The sequence below is a fragment of the Vibrio sp. 378 genome (assembly GCF_033339435.1).
Window position 1 is genome coordinate 160,830 of the sequence record NZ_JAWOUO010000006.1, and the last position, 20,562, is coordinate 181,391.

Below are 20,562 nucleotides of genomic sequence, written 5' to 3' on the forward strand. Positions count from 1 at the left end.
TTTATTGTATGAATGAAGTTTTTTGGTTGCTCGAACTTACCTAATTAAGGCCAGTTAAATGGATAAGATCGTACGTTTGAAGACCAACAATAGATAGCGATGTCTAACCGAATGTTCGTTATTGGAAATATGTTAATGGGGTAGGAAGAGGCGGTCTCTTTTATCTCTAGGAAGGGAATACTTGAATAACAAAAAAGCCCAGCATGCACGCTGGGCTAGTTTTTTTGATAAATATTAGCTGGTCAATAGTCGCTGTAGTTTATCTCGTTGTGCTTCTATGTATGCTCTCTCGGGGCTCTGTTCTTTGCAGTGTTCGAGAATGAACTCTATCGAGCTTAGCACCGTTCTCCAACGTGGTGTTTTGGGTAATGTTTCTATACGCATGTATTTATCTAAAGTGCGTGTTTGCAAAGTACTACGGTCTAGATAAACGCGCCACAAGCCACTTTGCTCTGCAAATGCGAACTTACTTTCACCCGTTACAGATTCCCAATACTCTAAAGCATGTGTCATTGCGTCTACTAGAACTTCTCGCATAAGTTCTTGCTTGTCTTTTTTATTACCGAGCGCTTTGTCTGCAAGGCGCGTAAATTCTCCGCCAAGCTCTTTTAGCTTTTGCAATTGGTCTTTGTCACCATCAAATGCATAACTTGAAAGCACTTCTACGGCGGTTTCTAGATTATGTATGCGAGCGGCACTGGCTCCACCGCCGACATTAAAGATGTACATGATATCTAACCCTGAACCTTCAGGGAGCTTAAGAATGTCTGCTTCGATGTTCTGACGAATATCTTCAATATAGATATCAATCTTGCCACAGTAATGAGGTTGTTTGACGGTCAGATATTTAGGGGCAATCAGCTCATCAGCAGATGAGCGCTTTAGCTGTTCTAAGCTGCGCTTGAATAGCTTACAAGCAGCTTCGTTAGCAAAGCGAATACGCTTGTCTTCACGTAGACAGATGATAGCTTCAGGAGCCGATTCTAGCTGTTCCAACAAACGACCTTGAGTCTCAAGTAAGCTTGCTTCAACGACTGCACGCTGTCTAAGTTCAGACTCTAGCACTTTGTTTTCCATATGGCGCATTTCTGCTTTACTTGCCGTTAAATGCGCTTGGATACGTGCCGCCAACTCTTGTTTATTAAATGGTTTCGATAAATAGTCGTTGGCTCCTGCTTCAAAACCTCTTACACGATCTTCTGTTTGACTGAGTGCGGTGAGCATAATGATTGGCAACTCGGCATGATCATAGGTTTCACGTAGTTCACTACAAACTTGGTAGCCGCTCATGCCTGGCATCATGATATCCAATAACAGAAGTTCCGGCTTCTCTTGCTCGACGAGCGCTAACGTTTCTGGCCCATCGGAGACGGTACGCACACGATAGCCCTCTAAACGTAAAAAGCTTTCAAGCACGCGTAAGTTTACTGGTTCATCGTCAGCAACATACAGTAACGGGCCGTCTGGGTTTTCTGGAAGTGATAAGTCTTCACTGTTCTCTACATTAACTTCAGGAATTTGGAAGTGCCCGTGCGCAGCTAGAGTCTGGGTTGCTTGGATTTCTTCTTCACTGGCGAGCGGTAAAGTGAAACTGAAGGTAGTTCCGACCATTGGTTGGCTACTGACGTATAACGAGCCTCCCATTAATTCGATCAATTGACGGCTAATGGAGAGCCCAAGTCCTGCACCTTGACGATAACGGCTCGCGTCTTGCCCTGCTTGGATGAGTGGTTCAAAAATATGTTCAAGTTGTTCTGCGGGAATTCCTTGTCCAGTATCCACAACTTGTACGCGTACATGATCATCTACCACATTAGCGGAGATAACAATTTTACCTTCTGAGGTGTATTTAATCGCATTGCCAATCAGGTTATATAGCACTTGTTCAAGGCGTTGCGGGTCAGCTGACACTGCTTTTAAATCCGCAGGGACTTGGTTGATGATGCGGATGGTTTTACTTCCGAGTAAATGGCTAGAAAGCTCTAAAACCAATCGTGTTGCACTGCCCAAACTCACTGCTGATTTCTGGATATCCATGCTTCCATAACGCATTTTATGATAATCCAACAAGTCATCGACTAGATTAGCGAGACGCTGACCACTTTTAATGATGATATCAAGCTGATATTTCTGGCTAGCGGGGATCGCGCCATTGGCGCCGGACGCTAAGGTTTCAGCAATCCCGACCATGCCGTGTAACGGTGTACGAAGTTCATGAGAAGTCGTGGCTAAGAACTCATCTTTTAATTTATCGGCCAATTGCAGTTCTTCATTCTGTTTCTGAATGATCTGTATGTTGCTTTCTAGTTCTTCATTTTGCTTCTTAATGGTTTGAATCTTCTCTCGAATAGAGCGTTGCATTCGTTCAAAGCTTAACGCAAGCCGACCAATTTCATCTTTACGAACCGTATTAAAAGACGTGTCATCAAGATCCCCTGCAGAGACCTTTTCGGCAACCCAAGTCAATTTCAGCAACGGAGAAGTGATAAAGTTTGATAAATAGTGAGAAGCGATCACCACAAGGATAATGGCGATCAACATAGCGATAACGAATAGTTTTTCGAGTTGATGGATACGAGCGAAAGCTTCGTTTTCTGGTAACTGTACGACGAGCGCCCAAATCACACCACGAGTTTCAATCGGTGCATAAGCCGCGATGATCTCTTCACCTAAACTGTTTGTGTAAGTGCCGACACCAAATGCACCAGAGAGTGCTTTATCGATCACTTCTAAGCTGTTCTTAATGTCGTCTTGTTTCGTGTTAATTGTGCGAGGTTGGTGATCATTTCCAACCAGCAAGGTGTTAATGGATGACTCTCGGTTGGCGTCTGCGGCTAACTTAGTGATGCCATTATTTGGCAAGCGGAACATGGCATAGCTGTGTAGATAACCTTGCTGAACAATTGGTGCACCTAGCCAAGCGACTGATTTCCCCCCTTCCAGCTCGAAGTCAGACACAATCACAGGAGTGTAGTCTTCGTTTACTTTTCGACGTTCAGTCACATCATCGGCGAGACGCTTGAAAGTTTTGCCAAGTGCCGAGTCTTTGTAGGGGCCTGATAACAAGTTCGTTCCGTAGTTATCGTCTTTGTTGATCGAGTAGGTGACGTTACCATTGATGTCGACCAGTAAAATGTCATTAAAATCAGAGCGCTTGAGGAGCTCTAAGTAGGCCCAATGATAGCGTTTATGTAAAAGCCGGTAACGTTCACTTCCTACATAGTTGGATGACTCGGGTAACGTTGAGGTTTTGATTTGGTCTCCGCTGCCCTCGATGTAGCGCTGTTGGGCGTTTTTACGAGACTCTTCAATATCATTGCCTAAACGACTAAAAGCATTGACGAGACCGTAGAATCGGCCACCACTGGCGTAAGCCAACTCTGAGCGCACAAAGCCCATGACTTCGGTTTCTCGTGCCTCAAAGTAGTCGATGATTTGCTGCTGTTTTGTATCTCGAACAGACAGTAAGTGCGAGGTGCTTTGTTCTTGCAGATCTTTACTGTGGGACTGCAAGAAAAAGATCGCAGTAATGGTAAGAGGTGTGATACTGAGCACCAGAAATGCGGTCATCAGTGTACTCTGAAGGCGCTTAAATTTCTGTTTTTTGTAGAATTTAAACATGGATAAGATTACAACTCATAATGGGCAGTTCTAAAACATACTTCGCTGCCGAGGTTCTCGTTAAAAACGGATAAGATGTTCAACTAGATAGAATTAACAAAATTAACGAGTTTTTTTTCTTTGACAAGAAAGTTAGTTGTAAAGCGTGCAGGGTGACGCAGTTTTTCTTATGAGTGTTGAATTTATGAGAAAAAATCGCGCAGGTTTGTGCCTGCGCGGGGGGAAGTTATGATTTTTTCGCGTAGTAGATAGAAAATTTATTGGTCTTATTTAGCGTCTCGCAATTATTAAACGCCCGCTCGATAATTGGTGGGTATTTTAAGAAGCTATTCGCGACAATCACCATTTCGCCGTCTTTGGTTAGATATTGTGGTGCCTGACCCAACAAGGTTTCCGCTGCGTTGTAATTTGTGTCTAGACCACTGTGGAATGGCGGGTTGCTGACGATAAAGCGGTAGTCTTTTGCGGTATCCGAGTATATATCTGATGCAAATACGCGTCCGGATAAACCATTCGCTTCTAATGTGGCTTGGCTAGAAGTGATCGCATAAGCATTAATGTCACACATCTCAATCGCGATCTCTGGATTCGCTTTCGCCATAAACGCACCGAGCACACCTGCACCACAACCAAAGTCGAGCACTTTGCCCGACAGCTTAGGTAAGGTTTCAAGCAGCAATCGGCTACCTAAGTCGAACTCGCCATGGCTGAATACGCCAGGTAGGCTCTTAACCGCTAGCGACTTCTCACCGAGTGTAACAGTGTAAGACTTAAACCAATCTGCTTGGTTGAAAGGTTTTGGTTCATTGAGGCAATTACCCCAGTAAAATGAGCAGCGACGAGCAGAGTCGTACTTGTTCACAGGGCCGTATTCTTGGAACATCTTCTCGATGCTCTTGATCCCGGAGCGGTTTTCACCAACGATGACGATTTCGGTGTTAATGCCCAGTTTCGCCATCAACATCGCCAGCAAGTATTCTGCTTCGGCTTTTGCTTTTGGCCAGTATAAAAGGACCATGTCTGCTTTTGTTTCAACATCAAACACAGAGCCAAAATGACTTTTCACTTTGTCAGAGGTTTGAATTTGGCGGTAGTAGCTATAGTTGGAAGTAAACACTTCAACAGACTCACAATGAGCCACTAACTCAAGAGGAAATAGGTCTTCAACTTCACCAGCGACTAAAACGTGTTTTCCGTTGAAGTATTCAAGTTGGCGCTGAGCTATTTGGCTAGGAGCGATATAAGCAGACATAAATTTGGTTCATCAGAAATAATTTGGGGCAGATTTTCGCACAATCTGCCCCAAGCTTGAAGTGATTAAGCGGTGACTAGCTGTTGTCTTGTTGGTTAAGGAAGTCTTTGAATTCTTCCTCGTAGATATTAAACAGTACCATGGTCACGGCAAAAATAAGTGGGCCGTAGATAAGACCAATCAAACCAAACAGATGCAGACCACCCAGTAATGAGAAGAAAATCATAAGGGTATTCATGCCGGCGCTGCCTTGCATTAGCAACGGGCGCAATAGGTTATCTATAGAGCCAACGACAACTACACTCCACACCGTCAAGAAGATAGCCCAAGTCATATCGCCTGTTAAGAACAAGTACGCTGCTGCAGGAATCCAGATTAGCGCGGTTCCTATCACTGGAATAAATGATGCAAAGCCCATCATCGTTCCCCAAAATAACCCAGGGAAGCCTGCTAGCCACATACCGATACCGCCAGCCAGACCTTGAGCAATCGCTGTCATGAATGAGCCCATTACGGCTGATTTAGAAACTTGCTCTATCTCTGTCAATATGCGGTCTTCTTGGCTACGTGAGAGTGGCAGGATATGACGAATCGCAGAGATAATTTTGTCGTGGTCACGAAGCAGAAAAAACAGCACAAACAGCATTAGGAAGAAGTTCATTAGGAAGTTGGTTGCGTCTCCTAAAATCTTTGCGCTGATAGCGACTAAGTTAGAGCCAAACGATGTGGCAAATTGACCAATTTTCTCAGCAATGGCTTTGGGCTCGATTTTATCAAAAGGTAAGTACTCATTAACAATCGCTAAGCCTTTGATAACGAAAGGATGTTGGAATATATCTTGGATACCACCATTGGTAACCCAATTATATGTATTTTGTGAGAAAACAGAGCCTTGCTGAACAATGGCGGCAAACACAAATAAAAGCGGGATAACAATAATAAACGTCAAGACGACACATGACAGCAGTGCTGCCATATTTGGGTGCTTGGGAATTTTCTGCTCAAACCATTCGTGTATCGGAAACATGAGCAAAGAAATGATAAAAGCCATCACAATGGAATTGATATATGGCTCAACCAATAAGTAGCAAGCAAAAGCAGCGGCGAGTAAAGCAACCATTAGTACTCGGTGACTCGACGTTATTTTTACATTATTTGGCATGGTATTAGTCCAACTTACAGGTGACGTTTACGGTTTATGCCTTCAATGATGGCGTGTAACCTTTATTACTTTGCACTCTTAACTCTTTCAAGCTTATGACAATGCCGAATTAGAGCAGGGCGATGTACCTTGCTATAATGACTACAAATCAGTCGGTTATCAATCAAGAGATGAGCTATGGGTTGTTGCAACGGTGATAAAAAGTGTCAAACCGAGAAAAAAGCTAAGCGAATACCGTGGTTTGGCATTGTCGTTGGGGTATTAGCGATATTGGTTATTTTGAATTGGCAATAAAAAAGGACCGTTACGGTCCTTTTCTAAATGCGTTATCGCCGTTTTTAGCGATTATTTCGCTTCTTCTGCAAGAACAGCAAAACAGCGGTCAGCCGCTTCTAGTGTAGCATCAATCTCTTTTGAACCATGAGCGAGTGAAGTAAAGCTCGCTTCAAACGCAGATGGCGCAAGGTAGACACCGTGTTTTAGCATTAAGTGGAAGAAACGCTTGAAGCGTTCTACATCGCACTTCGTTACGTCTTCGTAGCAAGTTACTTTTTCTTGGTCAGTGAAGAAGAAGCCGAACATACCGCCCACTTGGTTAACAACTAGCGGAATACCGTGTTTTTCTGCTAGAGACTTAAAACCTTCAGCAAGTTGTTTCGTTTTAGAAGCTAGGCGCTTTTCGTTGCCTTCTTCTTTTAGAAGGTTCAAACATGCGTAGCCTGCTGCCATTGCGACAGGGTTACCGGAAAGGGTACCAGCTTGGTAAACTGGGCCTGTAGGTGCAACGTATTGCATCACTTCTTTACGGCCACCGAAAGCACCTACTGGCATACCGCCACCAATCACTTTACCCAGTGTCGTTAGGTCGGGTTTGATGTTGTAGTGTGCTTGCGCGCCGCCTAGAGCAACACGGAAGCCTGTCATTACTTCATCAAAAATTAGTAGCGCGCCTTCTTGATCACAGATTTCACGTAGCCCTTCGTGGAAGCCTTCCACTGGTGGAATACAGTTCATGTTGCCTGCTACTGGCTCAACGATGATACAAGCAATTTCGCCTTTGTTCGCAGCAAATAGCTCGCGTACAGAATCTAGGTCGTTGAATGTTGCTGTTAGCGTGTGCTTAGCAAAATCTGCAGGAACGCCAGGAGAGCTTGGTTGGCCTAGAGTTAGTGCACCAGAACCTGCTTTTACTAGCAAGCTGTCAGCGTGGCCGTGGTAACAACCTTCAAATTTCATGATCTTGTCGCGACCGGTGAAGCCACGTGCAAGGCGAATCGCGCTCATCGTAGCTTCAGTACCAGAACTTACCATGCGGATTTGATCCATTGATGGAACAAGCTCAGAAACTAATTCTGCCATCGCGATTTCAAGTTCTGTTGGCGCACCAAAGCTAAGACCGCGTTGCGCTGCATCAATTACTGCTTCGCGGATAACTGCGTGGTTGTGGCCAAGAATCATTGGACCCCAAGAGCCAACGTAATCAATATACGCTTTACCATCGGCATCAAAAATCAGTGGACCGTCTGCTCGTTCGATAAATAGCGGAGAGCCGCCAACGCCGTTGAATGCACGAACTGGTGAATTGACACCGCCAGGGATGGTTTGCTGAGCTTTTTGATACAGCTCTGATGATTTGGTCATGGGGTTATCCTCTTTTGATTGCTCGGACCAAGTGGAGCGCATTGTACCTAGCTATAATCAAGTTAGAAACGTTTTGCTTAATTTATGTGTTGTTTCGCAGTGTAATCTTATATATCCGCATCTGTTATAAAGAATCGGCGGCGAATACTTGAACGAGTTTGTCAGGTATTGGATAATCGTCTCAATTAGCACAAATTTGACGTCTTGCTTTAGGCTTGACGCATTACACGAGTGAGAGAGGTCTTCGTGAGCGAAGTAAACGTACCATTATCTTTTTCTGACGCAGCAGCATCTCGCGTTAAAGCATTGATTGCTGAAGAAGAAAACCCAGCATTGAAACTGCGCGTATACATTACTGGCGGCGGCTGCAGCGGCTTCCAATACGGCTTTACTTTTGATGAAAATGTAAACGAAGGCGATACGACAATCGTAAACAGTGGTGTAACACTGGTTGTAGACCCTATGAGTCTGCAATATCTCGTTGGCGGTATTGTTGACTACACAGAAGGGTTGGAAGGAGCGCGCTTCTTCGTAAATAATCCAAATGCAACGACAACATGTGGTTGTGGTGCATCGTTCAGTGTGTAATTAACACCTAACAGGCAGCTAATGGCTGCCTGTGCTTTATGTAGAAGGATGTCACGTAAAGCGCACGCTCGCAGATATGCAGAGAAATAATAAAAAGGACTTTATATGTCTGGACTTTCTTTTGGACGCCGAATTGTCGAGCGCCCTTGGCTAGTATCTCTTATCCTCGTCTTACTTCTTGTTGCATGGCTAACCATCGGCCAACTCAAAGCACAAGATGATCATCCTAACTCTTCAACATCCACGAACACAACACCACTTGCAAAGGTGATGTTTGATACTTTTCTTGCCGAACCTACCAGTAAAACCATTGAATTGTATGGACGAACAGCGCCCAATCGTCAAGCGCGTCTTGGCGCCGAAGTTGCCGGTAAAATAGTCAGTCTTAACATAAAGAAAGGCCAAGCGGTCAAACAGGGACAAGTGATCGCAAACATCGATAAGCGCGACCTTGGCATTCAACTTAAACGGGCCCAGGCGATGCTGTTGGTTAAAGAGAAAGAGTTTAATGCAGCTAAATCGCTAAAAAGTCGCGGACTGCAAGGTGAGGTTGCATTTGCGACAGCGCAAGCAGCGTTGGTAGATGCACGTGCGAATTTGAGTAACGTGCAAACGGCTTTAAGAAATACTGAGGTTAAAGCGCCATTTGATGGCATCGTAGATCATCACTTTGTTGAGTTAGGTGATTTTGTCGGGATTGGCGATCCTATTGCGACGGTCATTGATTTGGATACTTTAGTGATTGAAGCCGATGTCAGTGAACGGCATATACAATATCTTAAGGAAGGCCTAGAAGCCGACGTAAGAACCATTAACCAACAGCATCATCAAGGTCGTGTGCGCTACATTGGACGTGTTTCTTCTGCTTCTACTAATACATTTCCAATTGAAATCGAAATTGATAATCAAGACGCAAGAATTCCTGCCGGTATGAGCGCAGAAGTACAGCTGCCTTTGAGTGAAGTGTTGGCAGTAAAGGTTACGGCTGCCATGTTAGCACTAGATGAAGAAGGTAACTTAGGTGTCAAGACACTGCGTAATGAGTATGTTGAGTTTGTTCCAATTCAACTCGTTAAGGCCGAGGATGATGGTGTGTGGCTCTCTGGGTTAGGAGAGCGTGCAGACATTATCGTGCTGGGACAAGGTTTTGTGCGAGATGGTGATCAAGTACTGGCCAATAAAGTTGATGACGTAGTTGTTGAAGCGGCTAGTGAGCAGTAAGGAGCACTTATGTACACTCTGATTGATGCTGCGTTATCCCGCGCTCGCACCATGCTGACATTACTGGTGATGATCTTAATTGCCGGTGTCATTACTTACGTCACTATCCCCAAGGAATCGAGCCCAGATATTACCATTCCTATTATCTACGTTTCTGTTGGGCATCAAGGCATTTCTCCCGTCGATGCCGAACGTTTATTAGTTCGGCCAATAGAGCAAGAGTTGCGCTCTATTGAAGGCGTAAAAGAGATGACCTCTGTGGCATCAGAAGGTCATGCTTCGGTGACGCTGGAATTTAGTGTTGGAGTGGATCTTGATAAAGCGATGGCAGATGTGCGTGATGCGGTTGATCTTGCAAAGCCAAAATTACCAGAGGACAGTGATGAGCCAACGGTAAATGAAGTCACGTTTGCATCTGAAGAGCCTGTGTTGACTGTTGTTCTATATGGCACCGTACCAGAGCGGACCATTGTACAGATTGCCAGAACGCTACGTGATCGTTTGGAGAGTTTCCGTCAGGTTCTTGAAGTTGAAATCGCAGGGGATCGCGAAGACATCGTGGAAATAGTTGTCGATCCGCTATTGATGGAAAGCTACGGTCTCGATCAAGCGGATATCTATAATTTAATTGCCTTGAATAACCGAGTTGTGGCTGCGGGGTTTGTCGATACTGGATATGGACGCTTTTCGGTAAAAGTCCCATCGGTTTTTGATTCACTGAAAGATGTGCTTGAATTACCGATCAAGGTGAATGGCAAAGAGGTGATCACTTTTGGCGATGTGGCGACAGTACGGCGTGCATTTCGCGATCCTGAAAGTTTTGCTCGTTTAGATGGCGAATCTGCCATCGTTTTGGACGTAAAAAAACGGGCAGGGGAAAACATTATTGAAACGGTTGAGCTGGTAAAAGAAGTACTGGCTCAGGGACAGAAGCGCGCCGAGTGGCCCGACAATTTGCAAGTTAAATACACTTGGGATCAATCCGACGATGTCAAATTGATGCTCAGTGATCTACAAAACAATATCTTATCCGCAATTATCCTCGTAGTTATCGTCATTATTGCCATATTGGGGGTTAGGACCGCGCTTCTCGTGGGGATTTCTATTCCAGGATCGTTCTTGACTGGGTTGTTGGTGTTATCGGTATTTGGGCTGACGGTCAATATCGTCGTACTGTTTGCTTTAATTATGGCGGTAGGCATGTTGGTGGATGGTGCCATTGTGGTGACAGAGTTTGCAGATCGGCGCATGCAAGAAGGAACGCCACGTAAAGAAGCCTATCGAGATGCAGCAAAGCGAATGGCCTGGCCTATTACCGCATCCACAGCAACCACATTGGCTGCGTTTGCTCCGTTACTTTTCTGGCCAGACATCACTGGTGAGTTCATGAAGTACTTACCACTTACTTTAATTGCTACCTTGGCCGCTTCGCTGATGATGGCTTTATTGTTCGTTCCTGTCATCGGTGGGATCATTGGCAAGCCTCAAGTAGTCAATCAGAAAGCTCAGCGAGAAATGGTGGAGCTGCATAACGGCAACTTTGAAAAAGCGACTGGCATTACCAAGCTTTATTACCAGACTCTGTCGGTAGCGATTCGTCATCCATGGAAAGTCTTACTCAGCGCGATACTGCTAGCGGCAGGTGTCGGATTCACTTACAACAAAGCTGGCTTGGGTGCAGAGTTTTTCCCTGAAGTGGACCCTGCCTTTTTTACCGTTAAAGTTCGTTCTTATGGTGACCTGTCTATTCACGAAAAAGATGTTGTTATGCGCGAAATCGAGAAGGTGATGCTCGGTCATGACGAGTTTGAAAGTGTCTACACGCGCACAGGAGCGAGCGATAATGGGGACGAGATTGGCCAGATTCAAATAACGCCTGTGGATTGGCAGTATCGACGCAAAGTGAAAACCATTATTGAGGAACTAAAAGAGACGACAGACCGCTTTTATGGTGTTGAACTTGAGTATAAATTCCCGGACGCAGGACCGCCTGTCGAGCATGATCTCGTGATTGAAGTATCATCACGAAATTTGAGTGTTAGTGCGTTAGATGAAGCGGCCAAAAAAGTACGACATTGGGCTGATGGTAATCCTGCACTGACCAACTTGAGTGATACCACTAATAAGGAAGGGATTGATTGGCAAATTGATATCCAGCGAGATGACGCTTCTCGCTTTGCAGCGGATGCTACCTTAGTCGGGAATACCGTCCAGTTTGTTACGAACGGCTTGAAAATAGGCGATTATTTGCCCGATGATGCGGATGAAGAAGTCGATATTTTGGTGCGCTATCCGCAAGATAAGCGCGACATAGGTCGATTTGATCAACTGAGAGTGAAAACGGCAGCTGGTCTGGTACCGATTACGAATTTTGCTCAAATCAAACCAGATCATAAGCAAGACACTATTCGTCGGGTCGACGGTCATCGAGTTATCAATATTAAAGCGGATATGGTGGAAGGTTACAATTTGGCGCTTGAGTTACCTAAGATTGCCGCTGGAATGGAACAGCTCGACTTACCGGAAGGCATTGAATATAAGATTCGGGGTCAAAATGAAGAGCAGGAAAACTCATCAGCATTCTTGCAAAATGCTTTTATTGTCGCGCTTGGTGTGATGGCTTTGATTTTAATTACGCAGTTTAATAGCTTTTATCAAGCTTTCTTAATCCTTAGTGCAGTGCTGTTTTCTACCGTTGGTGTCTTCGCTGGATTACTTATTTTCCAAAAGCCATTTGGCATCATTATGTCGGGAATTGGAGTGATTGCGTTGGCTGGTATCGTGGTAAACAACAATATTGTTTTAATCGATACTTATAATCAGATGCGTAAACGTGGTTTAGAAAAATCTGAGGCTATTTTACGTACGGGTGTGCAGCGTTTAAGACCCGTTTTACTTACGACGGTGACCACCATATTAGGCTTATTGCCAATGGTGTTAGAAATGAACATCGACTTAGTTAATCAGAAAGTGGAGTTTGGCGCACCAAGCACTCAATGGTGGTCTCAGCTTGCGACCGCTGTCGCGGGTGGTTTGGCGTTTGCGACTTTGCTAACGTTAGTTCTGACACCGTGTTTGCTTATGCTCGGGAGAGAGCATCACTCCGAACAGTAAGCTTTATCGTGATGATATCGACAAAACAAAAAGGCAGCTTCGCTGCCCTTTTCAATACCTGGCTTACTTCATTGCTAGCAGTTTGCTGTAGCGTTCAAGCTTGTCCATGCTAATTTTCGCGTTTGCCATGAAAGTTTGTCTCGCTTTGCCTGTCAGGGATTTAGATTGTGGCAAATTCACCGTGCGCGGGTTTTTATGGACACCATTCACAAGGAACTCATAGTGCAGGTGAGGGCCAGTTACACGGCCAGTTCCGCCAAGCGTACCAATGGTTTGGCCTTGCTTAACGCGTTGACCAGCTCGTACAGTACGTTTGGTTAAGTGCAGGTACTTGGTAATGTAAGTATTGCTATGTTTAATGAAAACGTAGTTACCATTAAATTTGTTGTAAGACGATTTTTGAACAACGCCATCACCAGCCGCCCAAATCGGGGTGCCCACTGGTGCCGCATAGTCCGTGCCTCTATGAGGACGAACGCGTCCCGTCACTGGATGTAAGCGGCGTGGGTTGAAATTAGACGAAACTCGACGGAAGTCCAACGGCGCGCGTAAGAATGCTTTTTTCATTGCACGCCCATTTTCGTCGTAATACTTGCCACTTTTCTGATCCAATATTGCGGTAAAGGTATCGCCTTGGTTTTTAAAGATCGCAGCAATGATTTTTCCACGGCCGATTACTTCACCTTCTACCACTTCCTCTTGGTAAAGTACTCGGAAGCTGTCGTTTTTACGAATATCTAAAGCAAAGTCGATGTCCCAACCAAATATGCCAGCCAGTTCCATGATTTGGTTACCATTTAATCCAGAAGATATTCCTGCATTCCAAAAGTTTGATTTGATGGTGGCTTCAGCGTAGTTGTACTGGAAGTCGACTTCTTTTTTATCAACTTCAGAAACGTACTTGCCGTCTTTTAATGTGATACGAAAAGTCTCGAACGCGCTTAGTGTTCTTCTTAGCTGCACCAAGTTGTTATTTTCGTCAAAACCAAATTGCAATCGGTCACCAGGTCGAAGCCGAGTTAACTGTTTTTCCACTTCTTTGTCTGATGACACCAGTTCATGTAATAGACGAGCAGAAAGCCCTACGCGACTAAATAAGATGGCAGCACTCTCGCCATTTTTTACCTTGTATGTCTCCCAGCGCAGCACGGCGGGAACCGCAGGCGATGAACTATTTAGTGCACTGAGTTCGAGGGAAACTGGCACAGGATAATGTTGACCAACTTTTAATCGGCTCTGCTGCGGGTCTAGGTCTTGCGGATCAGGTAAAAAGAAGAGCGCGAAGATAATCAGCGCACTAAAAAAACCGATCAATACTTTGTGCAAGAGTGGAAGTCGGACAAAAATCGAATGCATGAGGTACTTGATTGCTAAATTAAACGGAAAAAGTGACAACTACCTAGTCTAACGTGTTTCAAAATGCATCGCTATTCAAGTAATATGTTCAGCTATTATATTTTTGCCAAATCTGTGGGAGTGAACAAGAATGGCGAGCATTGAAGCTGCACTAGCCGAGATTAAGCGCGGTGTTGAAGAGCTGATTCCAGAAGAAGAGCTAATCGCAAAACTAAAAGAAGACCGTCCTCTACGTATTAAATTGGGCGCTGATCCAACAGCACCTGACATTCACCTAGGCCATACGGTTATTTTCAATAAGCTTCGCTTGTTCCAAGAACTAGGTCATGAAGTGACGTTCCTAATCGGTGACTTCACTGCAATGGTTGGTGACCCAACAGGTAAAAACACAACTCGTCCACCGCTAAGTCGTGAAGACGTATTGCGTAACGCTGAAACGTACAAAGAGCAAGTGTTCAAAATTCTCGATCCTGCAAAGACTAAAATTCAGTTTAACTCTGAGTGGCTGTCTGAACTGGGCGCAGAAGGTATGATTCGCCTTGCGGCAAACCAAACCGTTGCTCGTATGCTAGAGCGTGACGACTTTAAAAAGCGTTACGCGGGTGGTCAGCCAATTGCTATTCATGAGTTCATGTACCCACTTCTACAAGGCTGGGACTCAGTAGCAATGGAAACGGATGTTGAATTAGGTGGTACAGACCAGAAGTTCAACCTTCTAATGGGTCGTGAACTGCAAAAGTCTCACGGTCAAAAACCTCAGGTTGTACTGATGATGCCGCTTCTAGTGGGCCTTGATGGCGAGAAGAAGATGTCTAAGTCAGCAAACAACTACATCGGTATCAGCGAAGCGCCAAGCGAAATGTTTGGTAAAATTATGTCTATTTCTGATGACCTAATGTGGAGCTACTACGAGCTGCTCTCTTTCCGTCCTCTGGAAGAGATTGCTCAATTCAAAGCTGATGTAGAAGCGGGCAAAAACCCTCGTGACATCAAAGTATTGCTAGCAAAAGAAATTATTGCTCGTTTCCACAGTGAAGCCGATGCCGATGCAGCAGAGCAAGAATTCGTAAACCGTTTTGCGAAGAACCAAATTCCTGATGAAATGCCAGAGTTTGACTTTGACGCAGGTCGCCCAGTGAGTAATCTGTTGAAAGAAGCAGGCTTATGTCCATCATCGTCAGATGCGATGCGCATGGTTAAGCAGGGCGCTGTGAAGATTGATGGTGAAAAAATTGCGGACAGCAAATTTGCTCCAGAAGCGGGTACTTACGTGTTCCAAGTAGGCAAACGTAAATTTGCTCGTATTACTATTCAGTAATTCATAATGACTGCAAATGAAAGCGTCCGAAGGGCGCTTTTTTTGTATGAAAATTTAGCAAAAACGGCAAAGTAAAACTTCCATACCTGATGAACTTTGTTACTATACTTGCGCTGCCAATAATGGCAGCGCTATCGGAGATTTACATGAACAATACCGACCATCCTCCCAGTCGTTGGGTGAGTAAGATTAAGGGAGCGAAATAACCCGCTTCGGTATTGGCGATCTCCGCCTTACCTAAGTGGTGAGGCATCTTTTCTAATTTTCTTCTCGTTATTTCCTTCATACATTCTGAATAGACAGTGCATTCGCATTGGTTTTCTCTGTGCATCTTAATTGTTGTCTGACTTTTAGCGTGCAAGAGTGGCTTTTCATGCTTTGTCGATGGTCGTTACCAATGCCAATCGGGAGATTCGCCATGACGGTAATGAACAACACTTTTATTGAAACAACACCAAACTTTTCTGAAGTAGAAATTGGTGCAGCTCGCAATGCATTCTTGCAGTACGAGCAAGAGCAACAAGTCCATTTGCTTACGGTTATGCCGATTGATGAGGCTGTAGGTATTTTACAGCATTGCTCTGTCGGCTATGTGAATAGTCTTATTGCTCAACTTGAGCAAGCAGGTCATGACAAACGCGCACGTCATTATGCTCACCAACTGGGTCTGCATATGTCTGAAGTTGATACACCCGATGGTTATTTATCAACTAGTGTTTTAGGGCATGTAAAACAGCGTATTGGATGGATCATTGCGCTGGCTCTTTTAGGGATAGTGTCAGGCTTGATCATCGCTCAGTATGAGGACACCCTTAGTCAGCTTGTTTTACTTGCAGTGTACATGCCAGTGATTGCAGCTGCTGGTGGTAACACAGGAACACAAGCAGCAACTTTGGTGATTCGTGCTCTTGCTACTGGAGAGTTAAAAAAGCGCCAATGGTTAGAAGTTTTGTGGAAAGAGAGCCGAGTCGCTCTATTTATTGCGCTAGCGATCGCTATCGTGATGATTGGACGCATTATGTTGTTTAGTGCAGGACAATCAACAGGAGGCTTTGAACTGACCGATATCGCACTGGCAATAGCAGTTGCGCTGTTCATTCAAGTCACCATTTCTACAACATTGGGCGGGCTGTTGCCAATTATTGCACGAGCTTGCAAGTTGGACCCAGCCGTATTGGTGAGTCCAGTTCTTGCGTCTATCGTCGATATTTCAGGAATGTGGATTTACTTTAACGTGGTGAACTATTTCTTAGGTATTGCCTGACTAAAGTTCACAATGTCATTGTAAAAAAGCTGCTCAAAATGTGTAATCGGGGCGATGACAGGTGTGCTGTCGTCCCGTTTTTCTGGGAAGTAGTCTGAAACAAACTGAACAAAAATGGTGTTAGGTTGACCATTTTTATCCAAGCCATATCCAGCCATATTGTAAGTCCCGTAGATAGAGCCACTTTTCGCTATCAGCTGTCCTTTAATTGGAAGTTTTCGCATACTTTGTCGGTACTTTAATGTGCCGGATTCACCTGATTTCGGCATGATGGCAATCAATTTGAGTTCGTTTTCATGCTTCCAAATATAGCGCAGCATTTCAGCCATCTTGGTCGCGGAGATCCGGTTATTTCGCGAAAGTCCTGAGCCGTCTTCTAGGCGCGCATTACGAATATCAATACCAGTGTTGGCGAAAATGATCTGCTTGATCGCTTCTGTACCGTTAGTAAAACTGCCTGGCTGAACGAAAAATTTAGCACCAAGTGTTTTGGTTAATGTGTCGGCAATCAAGTTGTCAGAGTTTTTGAGCATATCTTCAAGAATGTCTGGTAAGGCCTTTGATTGATGCATTGCGATGAGCTTTCGCTGCTTTTCTGGCGCCGTACCGACCCTAATCTTTCCTGATACCCCAATGTTGAGCTCCTTGAGCAAAGTCGCCAACCTTTGACTGGTGTAACGCTCAGGGTCTTGAACCGCAAATTTCAGTGGCAATGGTTTGTCTCTTTCAACCAAGCACCCTGTTAGCTTGTAGTTGTTATCGGGATTTGCAACTAAACCTAAGTCACAATGACGACTTTTCTTAATGGTTTTAGAAACTGTTTCTACGGTACTTGTGACACGAATAGGTTGATGCTCTGGTACGTAGACCCGCGTTCCACCATCTTTTTGTGTATAGATAGAGGCTTGTACACAGTTGTTATTGAGTGTGATGGTCGATGCCGGAGCGCTGTAGCAAACTCCCAAGATATCCCACGGCCAGCCCACCGCACGGTTATAACCAGTGAATGCGCTGTTATCGAGCCATAGGTCACCGTTAATCCGTTTTAAGCCATTTTTCTTAGCTAGAGTGAGAAGTGATTTTAAGTCGTTGGTTTGGAGTGTTGGGTCGCCGACAAAGTAAATCACTGCATCTGAGTTCGACGTTTCCAGCTTGGTTCGAAACCGGAAATTATCACCCAGTTCTAGCTTTGCGGCTAATGCGGTGACGATTTTTAATGTACTCGCTGGTGGGAACAGTTGTTCGGTAGGATGAACACCGTCAAGCTCAGCATTTTCACTGAGTTTCTCCGCAACTAAACTGATGCGGGCGCCTTCAGGCAACACCTCTTGATGAGGGTACGCTTGTGAAAAAGCAGAAAGTAATGAAGAGAATATGAGCAAGAGCCAACGTAAACGCATAATGATACTTTCTAAGGTGAGTTATGTGATTGAGTATACGCAAGTCCTTTCAATATGCTAGGTAACTAAAGAAATGCTTCAAATGTCTTCATGAATGAGACACGAGAGAAAGGCGCGCTGCTTAAAATGAAGTATAAAAAATGCCCGCTTAAAGCGGGCATTCGATATTCTAGTCAAAGACCGGAATTAGAAGTCGTAACGTAGACCTAGAGCTAGCTCGTCTTCAGCATCGATCTTAGTTGCAACTGTTTTGCTAGTGTCAGTTGAACCAAACTTGTCACCTGCATCAATCAGGTTGAAGTTGTAAGAAATGTAACCACGGAAGTTAGGCTTGAAGTAGTAAGAAGCATCAACAGCGAAGTTGTTTGCAGAAGTTTCGTTGTTAGTTTCTGCATTGTTGTATGATGTTGTAAATACTGTTTGGCCTAGAGTGTAAGCACCCGCTAGCTCGTAACCAGTGTAATCAACTGTGTTACTGTTGTTTGAATCTTCCATTTTCTCGCCGTCAGTGAATACACCAGCGAAGTAAAGATCAGACATTGTGTAAGATGCAGCTAGCATGTACTCGTTAGCTTTGTCTTGATCTGCGTAACCAGCACCTAGCTCAAGACCAGTGTCAGCTAGAGCGTAGATTGCAGATAGAGAGTAACCGTCTTGTTTGTTGTCGTAGTACTCACCAGTGTTTTTGTTTTCCATACGATCAGCGAAGCGGTAGCTTGCTTTTACGCTTAGGTTTTCAAACTGGCCTTTGTAAGCCATCATGTTGTCTGTACGGTCTGATACAGCTAGTTTGTCTGCTGCAGAGTTACCGTGGTAAGCCATGATATCTGTGAAGTCAGTGATAACGCCTAGTGCACCTTCAGTTTTACCGTATGCGAACTCACCGTAAGCACCGCCAAGACCAGCGTAAGCAAGACGAGTTTCTAGATCGCTCTTGTCGTCGCCGTCTACAGTACCGTTTTGAGCAGTCTCAAATTCACCTTCCCAGAAACCAACACCGTATAGGTTGTCATTGATTTCTTGTTTACCAAGGAAGTTTAGACGGATGCGAGATTTGTCTTGAGCGTCGCCATCTTTCATAGATAGACGTGCTTCAGCACGGCCGCCCATTTCTAGAGAAGTACCGTCTTGGTTGTAAAGTTCAGCTGCGTTTACGCCAGTTGCCATAGCTGCTGCAGATACAGAAAGAGCAATTAGAGTCTTTTTCATCTTATTTGTCCTAGTTAGCTGTCCATAATCATTGTTGTATGGGGGAGAGGTGATCTCTCACAAGTTGTTGGTCCAAAATTGGCTAATTGAGCGATATAGTTCGCACTTGTAAGCCATTGATCTAACAACTCGCTGGACATGTTTTACTGCTAAAGTTTCCGTATGAGTTAGTAAAATGATATAAATCCCACTGATGAACACTGTTCAATTGTGTGTTGTTTTTATTTAAATTACTGTTTTTAATTGAAATTATTGGCAATGACATTGGCCTGACATTGATTAGTTTTTATCTTTTTTGAGGTTTTTGGTGTAATGAACAGTGTTGTTTTTCAATAAATTGAGAAGGTGATTCGCCCTAGAACCGCTCTAAAAGTGAGTTATATCATTATGCCGAAAAGGCATAGTCTTGCTGTCTTTCGAATTAAGATGATTTCGTCCGGGAGTTTGTTTACACTAAACGAAATACATCTTTAAGCGCACTACCCAGTCCTATGACAGGGTGGGCTTTTTTTGTCCAAAGACCCATTTGGGCTTGAGGTTATAAAATGGAAAAAGTTCCAATGACACTACGTGGCGAGCAAAAGCTACGTGCAGAACTCGATCGTCTACTTAAACTACGTCCTCAGATCTCAGAGGCAATTGCTGAAGCTCGTGAGCTAGGTGATTTAAAAGAGAATGCTGAATATCACGCCGCTCGTGAAGAGCAGGGCATTTGTGAAGCACAAATCCGTGACATTGAATACAAACTGTCAGTTGCTCAAGTTATTGATGTAACGAAGATGGAGAACACGGGTAAAGTTATTTTTGGTTCAACCGTAACCTTGATTGATATCGACACCGAAGAAGAAAAAACGTACCAAATCGTTGGTGATGACGAAGCCGATATCAAAGCAGGTCGCATTTCAGTGAGCTCACCTATTGCTCGTGGCCTGATTGGCAAGATGGAAGGCGATGAAGTTGCTATTCAAACTCCGGGTGGCGCGAAAGACTTCGAAATTGACCGAGTAGAATATATCTAGGTCGTTTGGAGTAGCATTACTGCCCTGATAAAACGCAAAAAGGTCGCCTCAGGCGACCTTTTTTCTTCAGCAACGTAAGTAGAGTTACTTACGAGGGATTTCGATTTTACGCTCTTCAGACTGGCGGTATAGCACAAGCACTTTACCAATAGTCTGAACTTTTTCAGCGCCCGTCTCACGTACGATAGCGTCGATGATTAGCTGTTTTGTTTCACGATCTTCCGAAGCAACTTTTACTTTGATAAGTTCGTGATGGTTAAGAGCGATTTCAATTTCTGCTAGCACGGCTTCTGTAAGTCCATTTGCGCCCATTAGCACAACAGGTTTTAAACTGTGAGCTAGGCCTTTAAGGTGCTGCTTTTGTTTGGTGCTTAGGTTCATTACGCGGCCAATTTTC

General features: G+C 44.4%; 14 protein-coding genes. 6 read left to right on the top strand and 8 right to left on the bottom strand.

What is annotated here, in order from left to right; translation table 11 throughout:
* Positions 1-234 precede the first annotated feature (234 nt).
* The 4 genes from R7Q48_RS13145 to hemL form a co-directional block, all read right to left on the bottom strand.
* Complete coding sequence (locus tag R7Q48_RS13145) at positions 235-3,621, bottom strand: response regulator (RefSeq protein ID WP_256903014.1); 3,387 nt, start codon at positions 3,619-3,621, stop codon at positions 235-237.
* Positions 3,622-3,847: 226 nt separating this feature from the next.
* The gene (gene rsmC / locus R7Q48_RS13150; RefSeq protein ID WP_005386543.1) at positions 3,848-4,873 is read right to left on the bottom strand and encodes a 16S rRNA (guanine(1207)-N(2))-methyltransferase RsmC; all 1,026 of its coding nucleotides are present in this window, start codon (positions 4,871-4,873) and stop codon (positions 3,848-3,850) included.
* A gap of 76 nt (positions 4,874-4,949) precedes the next feature.
* On the bottom strand, positions 4,950-6,035 hold the full coding sequence (locus R7Q48_RS13155) for an AI-2E family transporter (protein ID WP_256903015.1): 1,086 nt from the start codon (positions 6,033-6,035) through the stop codon (positions 4,950-4,952).
* A 345-nt stretch (positions 6,036-6,380) separates the two neighbouring features.
* Complete coding sequence (gene hemL, locus R7Q48_RS13160) at positions 6,381-7,676, bottom strand: glutamate-1-semialdehyde 2,1-aminomutase (protein ID WP_136976647.1); 1,296 nt, start codon at positions 7,674-7,676, stop codon at positions 6,381-6,383.
* Between the two features lie 246 nt (positions 7,677-7,922).
* Between hemL and erpA the strand changes: the two genes are divergently transcribed.
* The 3 genes from erpA (at position 7,923) to vmeK (ending at position 12,599) form a co-directional block, all read left to right on the top strand.
* Positions 7,923-8,264, top strand: a complete 342-nt coding sequence (gene erpA / locus R7Q48_RS13165; protein WP_005380031.1) for an iron-sulfur cluster insertion protein ErpA — start codon at positions 7,923-7,925, stop codon at positions 8,262-8,264.
* 105 nt (positions 8,265-8,369) lie between these two features.
* Positions 8,370-9,485, top strand: coding sequence for an efflux RND transporter periplasmic adaptor subunit (locus R7Q48_RS13170; protein WP_256903016.1), 1,116 nt, complete (start codon positions 8,370-8,372; stop codon positions 9,483-9,485).
* Positions 9,486-9,494: 9 nt separating this feature from the next.
* On the top strand, positions 9,495-12,599 hold the full coding sequence (gene vmeK, locus R7Q48_RS13175; RefSeq protein WP_213871659.1) for a multidrug efflux RND transporter permease subunit VmeK: 3,105 nt from the start codon (positions 9,495-9,497) through the stop codon (positions 12,597-12,599).
* 63 nt (positions 12,600-12,662) lie between these two features.
* On the opposite strand, the gene R7Q48_RS13180 is transcribed toward vmeK, so the two are convergent.
* Complete coding sequence (locus R7Q48_RS13180) at positions 12,663-13,955, bottom strand: peptidoglycan DD-metalloendopeptidase family protein (protein WP_054579093.1); 1,293 nt, start codon at positions 13,953-13,955, stop codon at positions 12,663-12,665.
* A 130-nt stretch (positions 13,956-14,085) separates the two neighbouring features.
* Between R7Q48_RS13180 and tyrS the strand changes: the two genes are divergently transcribed.
* On the top strand, positions 14,086-15,273 hold the full coding sequence (tyrS, locus tag R7Q48_RS13185; protein WP_017820416.1) for a tyrosine--tRNA ligase: 1,188 nt from the start codon (positions 14,086-14,088) through the stop codon (positions 15,271-15,273).
* Positions 15,274-15,691: 418 nt separating this feature from the next.
* The gene (locus R7Q48_RS13190; RefSeq protein WP_005380062.1) at positions 15,692-16,537 is read left to right on the top strand and encodes a magnesium transporter; all 846 of its coding nucleotides are present in this window, start codon (positions 15,692-15,694) and stop codon (positions 16,535-16,537) included.
* Here R7Q48_RS13190 and dacB read toward each other — a convergent pair.
* Positions 16,516-17,937 (bottom strand): serine-type D-Ala-D-Ala carboxypeptidase, encoded by a 1,422-nt coding sequence (gene dacB, locus R7Q48_RS13195; protein WP_318132326.1) that lies wholly within the window; start codon positions 17,935-17,937, stop codon positions 16,516-16,518. The two genes, R7Q48_RS13190 and dacB, sit on opposite strands and share 22 nt — an antisense overlap.
* 186 nt (positions 17,938-18,123) lie before the next feature.
* Positions 18,124-19,146 (bottom strand): porin, encoded by a 1,023-nt coding sequence (locus R7Q48_RS13200; RefSeq protein ID WP_005380064.1) that lies wholly within the window; start codon positions 19,144-19,146, stop codon positions 18,124-18,126.
* 545 nt (positions 19,147-19,691) lie between these two features.
* Between R7Q48_RS13200 and greA the strand changes: the two genes are divergently transcribed.
* On the top strand, positions 19,692-20,165 hold the full coding sequence (gene greA, locus R7Q48_RS13205; protein WP_005380065.1) for a transcription elongation factor GreA: 474 nt from the start codon (positions 19,692-19,694) through the stop codon (positions 20,163-20,165).
* A gap of 84 nt (positions 20,166-20,249) precedes the next feature.
* Here greA and yhbY read toward each other — a convergent pair whose 3' ends face one another.
* On the bottom strand, positions 20,250-20,546 hold the full coding sequence (gene yhbY, locus R7Q48_RS13210) for a ribosome assembly RNA-binding protein YhbY (RefSeq protein ID WP_005380066.1): 297 nt from the start codon (positions 20,544-20,546) through the stop codon (positions 20,250-20,252).
* Positions 20,547-20,562: the final 16 nt, after the last annotated feature.